The sequence below is a fragment of the Gordonia malaquae genome (assembly GCF_037148075.1).
GTDB classification, from domain to species: Bacteria; Actinomycetota; Actinomycetes; order Mycobacteriales; family Mycobacteriaceae; genus Gordonia; species Gordonia malaquae.
The window spans coordinates 1102948-1117483 of sequence record NZ_JBBCUB010000001.1; the positions used below are offsets into that span (position 1 = coordinate 1102948).

The 14536-nt window shown below is 65.4% G+C and carries 29 protein-coding genes; 27 read left to right on the forward strand and 2 right to left on the reverse strand.

Going from position 1 to position 14536, the window contains the following annotated elements:
• Nucleotides 1–10 precede the first annotated feature (10 nt).
• The gene (locus WFK36_RS05440) at nt 11–1027 is read right to left on the reverse strand and encodes a hypothetical protein (protein ID WP_336790363.1); all 1017 of its coding nucleotides are present in this window, start codon (nt 1025–1027) and stop codon (nt 11–13) included.
• Nucleotides 1028–1215: 188 nt separating this feature from the next.
• Between WFK36_RS05440 and WFK36_RS05445 the strand changes: the two genes are divergently transcribed.
• The 15 genes from WFK36_RS05445 to WFK36_RS05515 all read left to right on the forward strand — a co-directional run bounded on the left by WFK36_RS05445 (nt 1216) and on the right by WFK36_RS05515 (nt 8230).
• The gene (locus WFK36_RS05445; RefSeq protein ID WP_336790365.1) at nt 1216–1557 is read left to right on the forward strand and encodes a hypothetical protein; all 342 of its coding nucleotides are present in this window, start codon (nt 1216–1218) and stop codon (nt 1555–1557) included.
• A 55-nt stretch (nt 1558–1612) separates the two neighbouring features.
• Nucleotides 1613–2389, forward strand: coding sequence for a phage regulatory protein/antirepressor Ant (locus WFK36_RS05450; protein ID WP_336790367.1), 777 nt, complete (start codon nt 1613–1615; stop codon nt 2387–2389).
• Nucleotides 2386–2643: a hypothetical protein gene (locus WFK36_RS05455; protein WP_336790369.1), complete on the forward strand. Its 258-nt coding sequence runs from the start codon at nt 2386–2388 to the stop codon at nt 2641–2643. The genes WFK36_RS05450 and WFK36_RS05455 overlap by 4 nt, the downstream gene beginning before the upstream one ends.
• Nucleotides 2640–2927 (forward strand): hypothetical protein, encoded by a 288-nt coding sequence (locus tag WFK36_RS05460; protein ID WP_336790371.1) that lies wholly within the window; start codon nt 2640–2642, stop codon nt 2925–2927. The genes WFK36_RS05455 and WFK36_RS05460 overlap by 4 nt, the downstream gene beginning before the upstream one ends.
• A complete protein-coding gene (locus WFK36_RS05465; RefSeq protein ID WP_336790373.1) occupies nt 2924–3142 on the forward strand; it encodes a hypothetical protein in 219 nt (72 codons plus the stop codon). Before WFK36_RS05460 ends, WFK36_RS05465 begins: the two co-directional genes overlap by 4 nt.
• A 32-nt stretch (nt 3143–3174) precedes the next feature.
• Nucleotides 3175–3333 carry a hypothetical protein gene (locus WFK36_RS05470; protein ID WP_336790375.1) on the forward strand — a complete coding sequence of 53 codons (159 nt, stop codon included), beginning with the start codon at nt 3175–3177 and terminating at the stop codon, nt 3331–3333.
• 303 nt (nt 3334–3636) lie between these two features.
• On the forward strand, nt 3637–3906 hold the full coding sequence (locus WFK36_RS05475) for a hypothetical protein (RefSeq protein ID WP_336790377.1): 270 nt from the start codon (nt 3637–3639) through the stop codon (nt 3904–3906).
• On the forward strand, nt 3903–4310 hold the full coding sequence (locus WFK36_RS05480; protein ID WP_336790379.1) for a hypothetical protein: 408 nt from the start codon (nt 3903–3905) through the stop codon (nt 4308–4310). Before WFK36_RS05475 ends, WFK36_RS05480 begins: the two co-directional genes overlap by 4 nt.
• Nucleotides 4307–4489: a hypothetical protein gene (locus WFK36_RS05485; protein WP_336790381.1), complete on the forward strand. Its 183-nt coding sequence runs from the start codon at nt 4307–4309 to the stop codon at nt 4487–4489. Before WFK36_RS05480 ends, WFK36_RS05485 begins: the two co-directional genes overlap by 4 nt.
• A complete protein-coding gene (locus tag WFK36_RS05490; protein WP_336790383.1) occupies nt 4486–5010 on the forward strand; it encodes a hypothetical protein in 525 nt (174 codons plus the stop codon). Before WFK36_RS05485 ends, WFK36_RS05490 begins: the two co-directional genes overlap by 4 nt.
• Nucleotides 5007–5156 (forward strand): hypothetical protein, encoded by a 150-nt coding sequence (locus tag WFK36_RS05495; RefSeq protein WP_336790385.1) that lies wholly within the window; start codon nt 5007–5009, stop codon nt 5154–5156. Before WFK36_RS05490 ends, WFK36_RS05495 begins: the two co-directional genes overlap by 4 nt.
• Nucleotides 5157–5368: 212 nt before the next feature.
• Nucleotides 5369–6196, forward strand: a complete 828-nt coding sequence (locus tag WFK36_RS05500) for a YqaJ viral recombinase family protein (RefSeq protein ID WP_336790387.1) — start codon at nt 5369–5371, stop codon at nt 6194–6196.
• Between the two features lie 2 nt (nt 6197–6198).
• Nucleotides 6199–6825 (forward strand): hypothetical protein, encoded by a 627-nt coding sequence (locus WFK36_RS05505; protein ID WP_336790389.1) that lies wholly within the window; start codon nt 6199–6201, stop codon nt 6823–6825.
• On the forward strand, nt 6822–7472 hold the full coding sequence (locus WFK36_RS05510) for a WhiB family transcriptional regulator (RefSeq protein ID WP_336790391.1): 651 nt from the start codon (nt 6822–6824) through the stop codon (nt 7470–7472). The genes WFK36_RS05505 and WFK36_RS05510 overlap by 4 nt, the downstream gene beginning before the upstream one ends.
• Nucleotides 7469–8230, forward strand: a complete 762-nt coding sequence (locus WFK36_RS05515; RefSeq protein WP_336790393.1) for an intermediate filament family protein — start codon at nt 7469–7471, stop codon at nt 8228–8230. Before WFK36_RS05510 ends, WFK36_RS05515 begins: the two co-directional genes overlap by 4 nt.
• On the opposite strand, the gene WFK36_RS05520 is transcribed toward WFK36_RS05515, so the two are convergent.
• Complete coding sequence (locus WFK36_RS05520) at nt 8227–8589, reverse strand: hypothetical protein (RefSeq protein WP_336790395.1); 363 nt, start codon at nt 8587–8589, stop codon at nt 8227–8229. The two genes, WFK36_RS05515 and WFK36_RS05520, sit on opposite strands and share 4 nt — an antisense overlap.
• Before the next feature lie 37 nt (nt 8590–8626).
• On the opposite strand from WFK36_RS05520, the gene WFK36_RS05525 reads away from it, so the two are divergent.
• The 12 genes from WFK36_RS05525 (at nt 8627) to WFK36_RS05580 (ending at nt 14257) form a co-directional block, all read left to right on the forward strand.
• Nucleotides 8627–8929: a hypothetical protein gene (locus WFK36_RS05525; RefSeq protein WP_336790397.1), complete on the forward strand. Its 303-nt coding sequence runs from the start codon at nt 8627–8629 to the stop codon at nt 8927–8929.
• A gap of 108 nt (nt 8930–9037) precedes the next feature.
• Nucleotides 9038–9316 carry a hypothetical protein gene (locus WFK36_RS05530; protein WP_336790399.1) on the forward strand — a complete coding sequence of 93 codons (279 nt, stop codon included), beginning with the start codon at nt 9038–9040 and terminating at the stop codon, nt 9314–9316.
• Nucleotides 9313–10818, forward strand: coding sequence for a DNA cytosine methyltransferase (locus WFK36_RS05535; protein WP_336790401.1), 1506 nt, complete (start codon nt 9313–9315; stop codon nt 10816–10818). The genes WFK36_RS05530 and WFK36_RS05535 overlap by 4 nt, the downstream gene beginning before the upstream one ends.
• Before the next feature lie 536 nt (nt 10819–11354).
• On the forward strand, nt 11355–11624 hold the full coding sequence (locus WFK36_RS05540; RefSeq protein WP_336790403.1) for a hypothetical protein: 270 nt from the start codon (nt 11355–11357) through the stop codon (nt 11622–11624).
• Complete coding sequence (locus WFK36_RS05545) at nt 11621–11998, forward strand: RusA family crossover junction endodeoxyribonuclease (protein ID WP_336790406.1); 378 nt, start codon at nt 11621–11623, stop codon at nt 11996–11998. Before WFK36_RS05540 ends, WFK36_RS05545 begins: the two co-directional genes overlap by 4 nt.
• Complete coding sequence (locus tag WFK36_RS05550) at nt 11995–12165, forward strand: hypothetical protein (protein ID WP_336790408.1); 171 nt, start codon at nt 11995–11997, stop codon at nt 12163–12165. Before WFK36_RS05545 ends, WFK36_RS05550 begins: the two co-directional genes overlap by 4 nt.
• A gap of 247 nt (nt 12166–12412) precedes the next feature.
• Complete coding sequence (locus tag WFK36_RS05555; RefSeq protein WP_336790410.1) at nt 12413–12637, forward strand: hypothetical protein; 225 nt, start codon at nt 12413–12415, stop codon at nt 12635–12637.
• Complete coding sequence (locus WFK36_RS05560; RefSeq protein ID WP_336790412.1) at nt 12634–12870, forward strand: hypothetical protein; 237 nt, start codon at nt 12634–12636, stop codon at nt 12868–12870. Before WFK36_RS05555 ends, WFK36_RS05560 begins: the two co-directional genes overlap by 4 nt.
• A gap of 145 nt (nt 12871–13015) precedes the next feature.
• Complete coding sequence (locus WFK36_RS05565) at nt 13016–13237, forward strand: hypothetical protein (protein ID WP_336790414.1); 222 nt, start codon at nt 13016–13018, stop codon at nt 13235–13237.
• Entirely contained in the window at nt 13234–13446 is a 213-nt protein-coding gene (locus WFK36_RS05570) for a hypothetical protein (RefSeq protein ID WP_336790416.1), read from the forward strand. The genes WFK36_RS05565 and WFK36_RS05570 overlap by 4 nt, the downstream gene beginning before the upstream one ends.
• Nucleotides 13443–14069: a DUF7341 domain-containing protein gene (locus WFK36_RS05575; protein ID WP_336790418.1), complete on the forward strand. Its 627-nt coding sequence runs from the start codon at nt 13443–13445 to the stop codon at nt 14067–14069. Before WFK36_RS05570 ends, WFK36_RS05575 begins: the two co-directional genes overlap by 4 nt.
• A gap of 5 nt (nt 14070–14074) precedes the next feature.
• Nucleotides 14075–14257, forward strand: a complete 183-nt coding sequence (locus tag WFK36_RS05580; RefSeq protein WP_336790420.1) for a hypothetical protein — start codon at nt 14075–14077, stop codon at nt 14255–14257.
• The last annotated feature ends 279 nt before the right edge of the window (nt 14258–14536 follow it).

Below are 14536 nucleotides of genomic sequence, written 5' to 3' on the forward strand. Positions count from 1 at the left end.
GGAAAGGTAGTCACTCCCCAGGGTCCTGGTTCTCTTCGCCGATGTCGTTGGTGCCGTAGTATCCGGCCGGGTCGTCGGGCGCGAACCGCGGGTCACGCGTACGAGCCGCGATCGCATCCTCGGGCGACTCCTCGCGAACGTCGTCCGTTGTCAAGTTTGAGGGCGCACGAGATCCAGCCTCACGCCTTGATCGACGCTCCGACAAGTCTGTGGGCTTGACTGGGTGTTGTGCTGCCACCTCAGCCAGATACTCGGTCTGCCGTTCGGTAGCGGCGGAGGCGAGTTCTCGGCGCGCGGCCTGGTCAATGTCGATATCACCCCAAACAGTCCTGGCGAGGTGATCTAGCAGTTCCTCGGGAGAAATCGCGTACCCGCCGAAGTCTGGGTATGGAGTTCCCTGAATCGCCCATGAGTCGAACTCGCCGGCGGCCTGCGCGTCAAGGCTGTAGTACGCGGCTGCCGCCTCGGGGCTGTCAAAGTACTGAAACCCGCCGACGTCACTCCCTACTGCGAGACTGATCTGAACGGCCGTCATGCCATCGTCTTCGGGACCAGTGTCATCGGTGTACGTCGTTACTCGACCTGACGCAGTAAACGCCACGCGAAGTTCTCCGCCATCGGTCTTCTGGTTTTCGGTGCCCTGTGCTCGCGCGGCCGCCGTCGGATCGGCGGTGTCAGTGGCAGGTTGTTCGGCATGGCGGCTGTCCTTCGCGTCGAGAAGCGCCCGGACCATTGCCCGAATGACGTCACGCTCCTTGTCGTTCAACCGCCCCGCGTCATCAGGGAGGGTGAACGGGACAACCGACCTGGACTCGCCGCGCACCTTGCGGACCGCGTCCGGCGTGACGCCGAATGCCGAGGCGACGGCAGACACTGCTGCATCTGTCGTGCCTAGTCCGATCAGTACGCGCCGGGCGCGGGTGTACTCGATGCCGGCCTTCGCCGCGAGGGGGCGATAGCCGAACTCGATGCCCGCACGGTCGAAGAGGCTGCGCCACTTCTCATCCGGCAGTCGCTGTTCGCTCACAACTCGCATCCTGACGTCGATGGATCGTGTTCGAACACTAGCCGACTTGACACCACGGAAAGAAATAACACGCCTGTAATTCCTGGTCACGCTGGTAGGTCCAGAATCTTCCGTGGAAAGTGCTTGACTCTGGTGGATAGGCCGATGCATGATGGACGCATCATCCACCAACGAGGAAGGAGAGGTGAATGGCCCACACATCCCGCGACATGTGGGCGGAGACGATCTCGTCTGAGATGCTGTTCCGCCACGTGCGCCGGTCGGGCCGGTCGTACCGAGAGATCGCAGAGGACGTCGAGGGGGAGCTGACCAAGATTGCCCGCGAGGAGAAGCGGAAGCGTCGCGATGTCGACGCGGTCCCGCGGACGTGCTCGCATGCGTTGATCGGTCAGCTGGTTCGAGGTCAGGCGAAGACGGTGCATGAGTTGCGTGCCGTCGCAATCGAAAGGGCTCTCGGCGTCCCAGACGGCGACCTCTTCGTGCCCAAGATGATGCGTGATGCACGCATCGACAACCGGCAGACCGCATAAGAACGGCCCCCGCCAGACAGGGCGAGGGCCAACGCACCAGGAATTAGGAGTTCCAATGCACGACCAGAGTAACCCGAGCCTCGCGCTCGTCGCGACCGCCGACGACGGCACGTTGACGACGACGTCGCTCATCGTCGCCGAGGGCACGGACAACGAGCACCGCTCGGTGCTCCAGCTCATCCGCAACAACATCGCTGACTTCGAGGAGTTCGGACCTTCCGCATTTGAAATGCGAAAGTCCGGCGGTCGACCGACACAGGTCGCGATCCTCAACGAGCAGCAGGCCGCACTGCTCATGACCTACATGCGCAATACGGAGATCGTGCGCGACTTCAAGAAGCGTCTCGTCCGAGCGTTCTTCGAACTGCGTGACGGCGGCACCGCCGACTCACCCGAGCTCGCCATGGCCCGCGGCCTCATGGCCGCACAGCAGATGCTCACCGCGAAGGACGAGCGGATCGCCGAGCTGGAACCGAAGGCGGAGGTGGCCGACCGGTTCCTCAACGCCGAAGGCGATCTCGCGGTCCGCGACGCGGCGACCGCCCTCACCCGCGCCGGGATCAAGACTGGCGGGCAGCGGCTGTTCAAGATGCTCGCCGAGGACTACCGGTGGATCTACCGCGGGCAGGCCGATGGCAAGTGGCGCGTCTATCAGGCCGCGATCGAGTCGGGCTGGATGTCGATCCTCCCGCAGTCTCACTACCACCCGAAGACGGGTGTCCTGGTGCTCGATCCGCCGCAGCCGCGTGTCACGCCGAAGGGGATTGCTCGGATCATCCGTGATCACACCCCGGATGACGGCGTGCAGATGCAGATCGGCGGTGCGGCATGAACACGATCAAGTTCGTAGACAACCTTCCGTCGGTTGGTGGCTACAGGTACCTCGACTTCTTCGATGCCCTTCGGGGCAGTCCGGGGCGGTGGGCGGAGTTCCCAACTCAACGCCGCTCATCGTCCGCCGCAAGCAATCTCGCTCGAAGTGTCCGCAAGGGCCAGTACGGCGGCACTGAGGATGGCGAGTTCCATGCGGTTGTTCGTCAGGGTGTCGTGTACGTGAAGTACGACCCCGAGGCGGTGTCGGCATGAGCGCCTTCTACGACCCTCGCGCGGTGGTCGCCGCGATCCGCGAGGTTGCAGTTCCGGTGGTTCCCGGCGGCACGGTCGACGTCTACCTGGACTTCCTGGGTGGTGGTGACCGGATCGCGGTCTTCGGGCTGTCGAAAGCCTCGTACGCCGAGCAGTCGTCGGACTTCGTCACGCTGAATCATCACGACGGCGCAGCTGCGGCTCGGTTCCACATCGACCCGGCCAAGACGTGGGCGAAGCAGGTCAAGGCGGTTGTCGCTTGGCTGGCCCCGGTGCCGTCATGAGTGCCGAGTTCTTCGCCTACCAGGACGCGTGTGTGGAGGTCGTGGACGCGATCCTCGCCGGTTCGATCGAGCTGACACCAGCGGCTTTCGACCGGGCGGGGGAGCGGCGGCAGGCGATGTTGCGCGCCGAGACGGAAGCTCTCGCCGAGTACGAGGCGGAAGCTCTGGCCGCCGAATCTGATGCCCAAGCCGAAGCAGAGGAGTTCAGCAGATGAAGCGTGCATTGAAGGTTGCGGAGGTTGCGGAGATGACTGGCCGCAGCAGGTCGATCGTCTACCAGGCGTTGACGTCGAAGGCTCTGGTTGGTGCGCAGGAGGATGCGCATGCGACGTGGTTTGTGTCGCCGGAGGCTGTGGAGCGGTGGGTGTCCGAGGGATGCCCGAAGCGGAAGCGGCGTGTCGCGTGACGCGCGCTCTGCCTGTCCGTCCGGGTGAGTCGATTCTGTCGGCTGAGGCGGGGGTGTCGGTGTCGTGCGAGTTGGACGGCACGTTGTCGATCGCCAACACCGGCGTGATGGACGTGACGTTGGTTCGTTTGACGCCGTCTGGCCGCCGGTTTCTGGCGCAGCAGCTTCTCGAGTCGGCGGCTCACTCTGCCGAGCATGACGCGGTTGGTGACCGCTGCACACACATCACTCACTAATTCTTCCCGGCCTCGCCCTCTCGTGGGGTTGGGGAGAGGTCGGGGCTTTTCTTGAAAGGAATACAGCATGACCAGCAGCAACATTGAGGCGAGTGCTTCGGCGCAGCTTCTGGACGGCGACACCGTTGTGGTGGATCGGGTGGCGTGGGAGCGCTTGAACCCTGACCCGACACCGGACTACACGGAAGGCAAGTTCGCCTACTTCGGAGGCGAGGTCGAGTCCGACGGCAAGCGGGTATGGACGGGCCGCAAGTGGGAGTCGGTTGCGGTTGCCGAGCAGCATGCACTGGACATCCTCTGGGCGGTCGCTTGGGCACGGCAGGAGGCCCAGGCATGAGCGCGCACCTGTGGGAGATCGACCACCCGTACTACGCATCCGACGGCTGCTACTACACCCCGGGCACCCAGTGGGCTGACGTCCACACGGAGTACCCCGACTGGTCCTCGTTCATCGAAGAGTGGGGAGACGCCGATCCCGACTACAACCTGGTCTATCGGTGGGACTGGAACCGTGAGGACCCATCGGACTACACGTACGAGATCGAGAACGACCCCGAGTTCGTGATGCCCGGCGACACGCTGCACATCTACTTCATGCTGCAACGCAAGGCCAAACCCCACAGCATCCGGATCGACATCACCGAAGCCGACGAGCCCGCAGTCCTCGCGTGGCTCACTGAGCGCGCGGAGACGATCCGCGCCATCTGGGCACCGATCCTCGACGGCGAGGCCCAGTCATGAGCGCCGTTCTGCACGACGCGCTGATCCTGATGTGCGCCATCGTCTTCGGTTGGGCGGTCGGCTTGGCGATGGGGATGCGCGACAAGCCCGGACCGCTGCACGTCCCGGATGAGGTGCACCCGGCGTTGGACGGTCCGCTCGGCGACATCGTCCGCAACGGCAAGGTGGTGCGGCGATGACCGGCATCGATCCCACTACCTGCACGCCCGGTCCGTATCGGGTGATCTTCGAGGGCGTTGACCGTGACGCGTTCCGTCTGTCGCACAAGAGTCGGCCGGACTGGGTGATTCAAAAAGACCATGACCTGCACCTGCAGACCGGCCACTCCGCCATCACCGTCCTGCACCGCCTCGTCCCCGAGGCGGAGGCAACCGCAGACGAGAAGTGGGTGACACTGCGGAAGGCGGCAGACATCTACCTGCGCCCGCCCCTCGGTTTCGGCGACGACAGAGCGAGGGCGATGGAGCTGAACGCACTCGCTGACCGTCTCGAAGCCGAGCACCGCGCCGCGCAGGAGAAGGCCGCGCAGGACGCCCGGCGGCGGGAGATCGCAGCCGAGGCAATCGACGCGTACAAGGCAGCAGTGCGGGCGGAATGCGGCGAGAACTCTGTTGACGCCATTCCGTTCGAGTCGGGGATTCTCGCCGTTGTCGACACGGTCCGTGCGGCCGTCCTCGCCGAGCCGGGTGAGGAGTCGTGACTCCCGTGTTCGTCGGTGTCGCCGTGATCCTCGCCGCCACCGTCGCAGCCGCCACCCTCATCCGCCACGCCGTCACACGCACCTACGCACGCGACGGCATCAACGCCCTCGAAGCGTACGCAAACCATCCAGCGGTTCAGCGATGAGAAGACCACCGCCCCAACTCGCGCACACCAAAGTCCGCGACCGCATCCCACCTGGCACCTGCATCCACGGACACAACGGCTGCGGCACACCACTCCTCATCGCACACGACACCTGGTGCGCCCAATGCCAGACATGGCACTGCAACCAGAAACCAACCAACCGGACCGTCGACCCACTCGACGACCCCAACCCGTTCTGAAGGACCAGCCCAATGACCTACACCGAATACCCGCTTGAGCAAGGCACTGACGAATGGCTGCAGGCCCGCTGCGGCATGGTCACCGCCAGCTTCATCGATGGCCTGATCGCCACCCGCAAGCTCACTGCCATCGACCACGAATGCCCCGCATGCGCCGCACCAGCCAACGAACCGTGCATCAGCGCACGCGGTGGCGAGCCGATCAAGAGCCTGCACCCCGACCGTGCCGCGGTCGCCAGATCGCAGTCATCGCCCACCATCATCGAAGCCGCCAGCAACGAAACCTCCCGCGACATCACGGTGCGACTCGCAGCTGAACGCATCACGGGCCGCATCGACCCAGTGTTCGTCACCGATGACATGTGGCGCGGCACTGTCGAAGAACCGTTGGCGCGCGACAAGTACCACCACAACTATGCGCCCGTCCGTGAACTCGGCTTCATGGTCCGCGACATTGGAGGCGCACGAATCGGCTACAGCCCCGACGGCCTCGTCGATGACGGCAACGGACTCATCGAAATCAAGTCCCGCCGCCCAAAGAAGCACGTGAAGACCGTGGTCGCAGACACTGCGCCCATCGAGAACATGGCCCAGATGCAGACCGGCCTACTCGTGTCCGGCCGCGACTGGTGCGACTACATCAGCTACAGCGGCGGCATGGCGATGTGGGTGAAGCGAGTGTTCCCCGACCCTCGATGGCAGAAGGCAATCGTCGATGCCGCGCGTCGCGCCGAGAACGGCATCACCGAGACCGTGCGCGTGTACGCGGCAGCAACAGAAGGGCTCGTCATGACTGAGCTCACCGACCTCACGAGCGAGCTCGAAATCAAGGTGGCGTGACCATGGACCTCTCAACCACCATCGCCCCCAAATCCGACCAGCTGAACGCGGAAGACTTCCTCAGCGGACCGGCGACCATCACCGTCACCGACGTCACCGCGGGGAACACTGAGCAGCCCGTCAACATCGTCACCGCAGAGTACGGGCCACGCCGCCCCTACAAGCCAGGCAAGTCCATGCGCCGCGTCATCGTCGCCGCATGGGGCGTCGACAGCGCCGACTACATCGGCCGGCGCATGACGATCTTCCGCGACCCCGACGTCAAGTTCGGCGGCCAGGATGTCGGTGGTATCCGCATCAGCCACATGTCACACATCGACCGGCGGATGACACTGCCGCTCACCGTCACCCGAGGCAAGCGCGCACCGTACGTCGTCGAACCACTCCCGGTTGACGCACTGCAGTCGAAGATTCCAGTCGACATCGAGTCCCGCATCGAAGCGATGGCCGACCCCGACAAGCTCACCGCGATGATCGACTGGCTCGGCAAGCTCTCCGGCGAAGACGAGCATCGTGTCGCCGAACTCGTCGACCTTGTCCACGCGCGGATCGCCGCGGTGGAACCTTCCGCCGACGCTGCACAGCAGACGATCCAGCAGGAGTTGGGCGCCGAAGAGGTGCAGCCATGAGCACGAAGCAGGGTCCGGCCCTGCGTGGCTCGAACATGACGGTCCAACCGCACCCTGTCTTGTCGCCGATCTCCGGCATGGCGTGGGTGCAGGACCGTGCGTGCGGCCCGAAGGCAGGGGAGAAGTGGACTGACGAGCAGTGGGCCGCGCATGACCGGATCTGGTTCCCGGCATCCGGCATCCCTCACGCTGCGATGTCGGTGTGCGAGTCGTGCCCTGTTCTCCGCGACTGCGCGAACTCGGCTGTGAAGCATGGCGGCGCGGGCGTGATCGCGGGCGTGCAGGTGCCGACCGCGCACGGTGACCCTGTCGGTCGTGAACGTGCACGCCGCGCCCTGCGTCGTGTCGCGGGTCAGCCTGTCGTGTCCAGGGAGCGTGCGCTGGCGGTTGTCACTGAGTCGAAGCCTGAGGTGGCGGCGCGTATTCGTCGCCTGTGCGACCTCGGCGTGGAGTCGGCGTTGGTTGTGGATGCTCTGACTGGGGACCGTCCGCATCGTCGGCGGGAGTTGGTTCGAGTCCTGTCCGGGATGGACGTGCCGGTCGGTGTGCAGGCGGATTTGACGGGTTGGTCCCCGACGACTGTTGGCCGGCATCGGTCGAAGTTGGGCGCGACTCGCCGGTACGAGCGTAAGGCGGTGACGGCATGACTGACGAGACTCCCGACGTCGTGTCCCGTGCCCGCGCCGCCCTCGACGGCATCACGCCCGGACGGTGGCGGCTACCCGAGACCCTCCTCGGCATCAAGAACGGCGGGGTCTTCTCCGAGGGCAAGGAGGTGGCGATCGTCGCTCACACGCGGGGAGATGCCGACGGTCGCTTCATCGCTGCTTCGCCTGACCTCGTCCGCGACCTGGTCGCCGAAGTGGAGAAGGCTCGCCGCGCGGCCCGCACGCTCGGCAAGGTCATCGACAGGCAGGCCCTCGACGCACTCCACGCGATCGGCCAGGACCTCGGCGGCGAACTGATCAACGCAGACGGGGACGGCGACTGGGGTGCCGTGTGGGACCTCCTTGGTGCAATCCGTCCCGCGCGGGATAGGGCGATCGCCGAAGCGGATCGACTCCGCCGAGCAAACGCCCGCCTGATCGACGAGAAGCGCACGTTGGAGGATGAGAACGACCGCCTCGAAGGCGATGCGGTCAGACTCCTGGACGAACGCAACCAGGCGCGCGCCGAGCGTGACCGGGACTGCGCCGAGATGGTGCGACTACGCGGTGAAGTCGAGCGGCTCACCGCCGAACGTGACCAGGCCCACGCCGCCGTCGACCGCGTGCGGAAGCTCGCGACCAACTGGCACCGCTGCACCTGCGACCCTGGCCTCGAGGGGCAACACCGTGAGGATTGCCTCACGTGGGCCGCTGACGAACTGGACCACGCGCTCGACGGGGAGGCCGACCGTGCCTAGCGGAAGATGCCGTCCAAGTCTGGCGGGTCCGACGAGTGGTCACCCGACCGTGCAGCCTCTGCGAGCCACTGCTCCACAACCCGCAACCCGTCAGCGAGACCACGGTCGTCGAACCACGGCTTGTAGGTGTGCTGGACGATCGTCCGCGCCTCGTACAGCACCATCGCCTGGCGTTTCAGCTCGTCACGCCGCGCATCTGGCAGGTCGGTCATGTGCTCGGCCCGTAGCTTCTGGTGCTTCGCGACGATCTGCGCCCGCTCACGAAGCCGGCGCGCCGCACGCTCACGAGCATCCGCAGCCTCCGCGAGCGCGTCCTGCTCGCGCTGCAGTCGGTCGACCAGCTCGTCGTCGTCAGTCATGCGGCGACGGTAGCGCCAACCACCGACAGGAGCACTGATGAGTGAATCGTTCCTGTGGGACGGCGACCAGCTGACCGTCCACGCAGATGCGAGGGTCCCGTACCGCGTGTGCGGAACAGAGATCACGTTCTGGCCGGACAAGGTGACCGACGAACACGGCCACGCGATCGGCTACGTCCACCTCACCCAGCACGTCGCAGTGTGGGCCGCGATCAACGTCATCCACGACCTGCACCAGCCGAACCCCGAAGGCATCGTCCCGTGGTGCCCGACATGCAAGGTCCAGTCACCGTGCGAGACGCGGCGCATCACCACCGCAGCAATGGAGATCAAGCCGTGAAGTCGTGCACGCACCTTCAAGCCCTCGCCATCAACGCCGCCATCACCACGCTCGCGATCGGCATCTGCCTGTTCGCCGCGTTCTACCAGCCCTGAAAGGAGCCAGCCCATGACCACCACCGAAGTCGTCGCACTCGTCCGCACCTGGCTCGACGACCTCCACGCAACACACGCCACCATCACCGGCCCCAACCTCAGACCCAGACGCCTCGCCACCGTCACCATCCTCAGCCTCATCCGCACCCTCAACCCCATCAACGCCACCATCGTCAACGATGTCGCCAACGTCGCCGCAGCACCGTACGGCGTAGTCCGCACCGAACTCCGCATCGCCGACCCGTGCATCCGGCACACCACGTGGGAACACCTCGGGGCAGGTGCAGCATGAAGATCGGCTCCCTGTTCTCCGGCTACGGCGGACTCGACCTCGCCGTCTCCTCCGTGCTCGACGCGGAAGTCGCATGGCACGTCGAATTCGACCGGGCGCCGTCCCGCATCCTCGACCACCACTGGCCGGACGTTCCGAACTACGGCGACGTCACGCAATGCGACTGGGCGTCGATGCCGGCCGTCGACATCATCACCGGCGGGTCGCCCTGCCAGGACCTCTCCGCCGCCGGCCGCCGCGCAGGGATGACCGAAGGCACCCGCTCGAATCTGTGGGTGAACATGCGAGAGGCCATCGCCACCATCCGCCCCAGGTATGTGATCTGGGAAAACGTTCTAGGAGCTCTCAGTGCCACAGCCACATCAGCTAGCGACATGGTCGCCGACGCGGGACCGCTGGGAAACCCCGGAGGTGGACATCTTCGGGCACTCGGTCGCGTACTCGGAGACCTTGCCGAAATCGGGTATGACGCGCGGTGGACGACTCTACGAGCGTCCGACGTCGGCGCCCCACATCACCGGGCCCGCGTCTTCCTTCTCGCCACGCCTGCCGACCCCGAAGGCGGCGGACGGGATTATGGGCCGGCCACGCACGACGGGCCGACCGATCGAGAAGTCAACGCACCTAGGGACGATCACGACTTTGCTGCCGAACGCGGACGCGCCGTGCCTGCCGACACCGACAGCGTCAGACGGTCAGAAGAATCAGGACGACCATCCGTCGCAGTCTCGGCGGAAGAGTCCGCCCCTGTCGGCGATCTCGGCGCACTTCCCGGAGACGGACGAGCCGACGATCTTCTAGTCCTCCCGACACCGGTGGCGCACCCATCCGGGAACACGCCTGAGAACCATCTCCGGAAGAAGCCGGGCCGTGCGGTCGTCACTGACCTGTCGATTCTTGTCGAGAATGGCCTTCTCGAGACGGGTGGCGTCTTGCCGACACCGACGACGACGCAGCGCGGCACCGACGCAAATCTCGACACGCGAAAGGGTGCCCGGGCGAACCTGCACAACGAAGTCGTTGCCATGCTCCCGACACCGACGACATCGGAGGCGACCGGCGGGAAGCGGTCGGGCGGCGAGTACCTCCGCGAGATCGTGTCCGTCCTGCCGACACCGCAAGCATCCGACGGCACCTCTGGCGGCGCGACGCACCCCGACCGGCGCGTGAAAGAGGGTGGCCACGGCATGTCGATCCGCGACTACGCACTCTTGGCAGAGGAACCAGACCGCTGGGGAAAGTACGCCCCCGCGATCCGCCGGTGGGAGCAGATCGTCGGCCCGGCGCCAGCTCCGACCGAGCCGAACAAGAACGGGAAACCCCGCCTCAACGCCGCATTCGCCGAATGGATGATGGGCCTTCCCGAAGGGTGGGTGACCGCACCCGGGATCGGCATCAGCCGCGCCGAGCAGTTGAAAGCGATCGGCAACGGGGTTTGTCCTCAACAGGCGGCTGCTGCCCTCCGTGAACTGTTCGCGATGCCGGCAGGGGAGGCGGCATGACTTGGTTCAAAGTCGACGACGGCTTCTATGACCACCCGAAGCTGACGGGTGTCCCGATGGCGTCCCGCGGCTTGTGGGTGACGGCGGGTTCGTACTGTGCTCGGCATCTGACGGATGGGGTGATCTCGTGGCGTCAGATTCGGTCGCTCGGTGGGACTCGTGCACAGGTGCGTGGGCTTGTTGATGCGGGCCTGTGGAGAGCGATTGGTGAGCGATCGGGCGACGATACGTACGCGTACCACGACTGGATCGGATCGCAACCGACGCGAACCGAGGTTCTGAATTCGCGCGAACGCGAGCGCGAGAAGAAGGCGAAGTGGCGCGAGAAGAAGGACCAGAAACAGCGTGACCAGCAGGAACCTGTGGATGTCCACGGTGGACACGTTGGTCACGGAGACCGGGGACAAGATCGTCCGTCCACGGTTTCCCGACCCGACCCGACCCGACCCGACCTATCTATAGGGGCTAACGCTCAACGGTCACCTAGCGCGCGCGAGACTTCCCGCCCCTCAGATCGATGCCCGGCCCATGTGGGGATGGACATTGTTCCTCCGTGCGGTAGGTGCGGCGAAGCACGCCGTGCCGCCGAGGAGTGGGATGTCATCGAGCGGCGCCGCAAGCTCCGTGACGAGAAGCGTGCCCGTGAGGCGCAGGCGGATGTCGAGCGTGACGCTATCGACCGCTGCACCCTGTGCGACGCCCGCGGGTACGCCGGCGGGCGGGTGTGTGAGCACGACCCGGAGGTGTCGGCGCGTGCGAGACGCGGCATTGATGCGGCGCGAAGAGCGATCGGCGGCGACACATGACCACGTTCACGATCGACCTGCCGTGGGGTACGCCACCACTGAATGCGAACCAGCGGATGCACTGGCGACGGAAAGCCGCTGTCGTCGCCTCAGTGCGCCGTGACACCGCGCTCCTAGTGCGGAGTGCGAATGTGCCGCGCGGACTCGCCCACGTGGACGTGAGCCTGCACTACGCGCCCCGAGACGCTCGACGCCGCGACGCCGACAATCTCGTTCCCACCCTCAAGGCGTGTTGCGACGGGATCGTCGACGCGCACATCGTCGCCGACGACACGCCCGCCGAGATGACCAAGCACATGCCCGTCATCCATCCGAAGACCGGAACCGGCGTCGGCCGACTCTGGCTCACCATCGACACCCAGGAGAAGCCATGACCAAGCCACGCGCCGAGTACGCCTACTACGCCACCCGACTCTCCAGCCGACCACTGCTGACTCGATTCAAGGTCACTTCACCTGCGCATGACAGGTGGGGAAGTCGAATCTACCGCGAGTGCATGAAGGCCGTCGACCGCCTGATCGCAGAAGAGGCCGCCGAATGACCGCCGCCTGCTTCGTCTGCCGCCACCCCAACCCGCCCGAACGGCCCGACGGTTGTGGCCCCGAATGCCACACCACCAACGCCTGCCTTGAGCTCGCCGACACCTTCACCCGAGAGGACCACAGCTAATGACCAGCCTCGAACAACACCTCACCGACCACGCCCAATCGACTCGGTATGTGGATGGCGTTCCCCTCTGTGCCTGCAAATGCGGGGAGTGGATTGCGAGCATTGTGGAACGCGGCCCCGTGAAGGCCCACCGCGCCCACGTCGCCGACGCATGGCGTGAAGCGCGAACCGTTCGCACCGACGACGAACTCGACGCGCTGCCTGGACTGGCCATCGTCAAACCGTTCGCGCCGCTATCCGAGGCCGTACTCGCGTCCGACCTAGCAGACGACCGCCTCGACAACCCCGACGATGACGACCTCCCTGCCCTGATCTTGTGGACGCCCAAGGACGGTGCGCTGTGACCGACGAACCGCAGTTCCGCTTCGACATGTGGGCTACCACCCGCCCAGACGACCCGTACTACTACACGAACTGGGACAACAAAGACCGCATCACAGTCGTGGCCGCGACCAAGCAAGAAGCAATGCGGCAAGCCCAAACGGCACTCGGGCCTGCGGGTCGAAGAAGGCACTGGGTGTTCCAGACCATCTCAGTGATCGATCACCGCATCCCGATCCAAGACGGTGCCCAATGACCACCGCGGCCCTGTCACGTTCGTGTCCCGCGCGCGTGTGGTCGTGCTGGTGCGGCACCACACTCCACCGCCGTGAAGACCTCGGTGAGCGTGCCTGGTTGGCGCGGATCGCAGACCACACCCACCACTGCAAGGAAGCAAGAGCATGAACACAACAGAAGAAGAGAACCAGCGGCTGCGATCCAACCTGAACCTTGTGCGCCGCCAACGCGACGCCTACATCGCCGAGCGAGACGAGGCCCACGCCGCCGTCGACCGCGTGCGGATGCTGCACAGCAAGCGGCCTGTTTCGCCGGGCTGCACGACGTGCAACGAGCCGTGGCCTTGCTCGACGATCCGCGCCCTCGACCAGGAGGCGTTCCTGTGAGCGCTGAACTGATGCGAAACCGGTGTGCATTCACGTCGCGGGATATGGCGGAGGACTGGGGCGATGCGTTCACCTACGCGATCGTGTTCGGCTGGGACGACGCGTGGAACGAGGTCGCGAATCAGCAGGGGTGGGACAAGTCTCTCGTCAAGTTCCTGCGGGACGCCCACCGCAGGTTCGCAGACCTCGACGGGGAGGCAAGAGCATGAGCGAGCACCACGAACCGACACCACTCAGCCAAACCGTCGACCGCTTCACCCGTGCCGTCCACGACCTCTGCGGCCGCACCGTCGGATGGATCGAACGCGACAACGCCGCCAACCACCCAGCATTCGGGGCCAGCCGATGGCGGCAACTCGTCGACGCAGCAACCGGAGCAACCGGCACATCCCACGGCGGGCACGCCAGATCACTCCCGCCGATCCACGTCGACGCGGTCGACCTCCGCGTCACCATCGACCGCAAAGTCGCCGCATGGACCGGCACCGGCGTCGGCCCGGACACGCCCTCACGCCTCGAAGTCCTCGCCGGCCACGGTTGGACTCCCGGCGACGAAGCCGGACTCGACGTCATGACCGACCAACTCGCCCGCTGGTGCTCAGACATCGACCGACTGCTCGACCCACCACACCGGTGGGACCTCATCGCACCATGCCCAGCCTGCGGAACCTCCACCATCTACCGACAGGACAACGCAGGGGAGACCGTGAGACAGCCCGCCCTGTCCATCGCCGACGGGGAATGCGTGTGCCTGCACTGCCAGACGGTGTGGGGAGTGCAGCACTTCGAACACCTCAAACGCGTCATCGACACAGCGGCAATGGAAGGATGAAGCACATGGGAGACGCGAGCCAAGACCAGATCGAGAAGCTGATCGAGCATCTGGTTACCCACGGTCGTGACCCGGACGACTGGATGGTCTGCCAATGCGGCAAGTGGACGAACAGCGAGCACCCCCACGATGGGCACCCCCGGCACGTGGCAGAGACCTGGTACGAGACGGTCTACGCCACTGAATGACACCGGTGTGATTCCGGTGTAGAGTCAACGCCACGGCCGACGTGTCCCAAAAACACGGCGGCCGTTCGCGTATCCGCTCCCCGAAACCGGGTTGAGCGTGCGCACCCTCCCGCCCTGCACGCGCCAACATGCGCTGGGCTGGCGCACGGACACTGTCCACGACGCGTGCAGGGCACAAACGTTCACGAGCCAGAGATCTCGGGCTCACAGCTCGTGAAGGTGTCCGCCATTGTGCGTGCGGCCACTGTGTAGGGCGTATGCGACGCGCGATGCACAAAC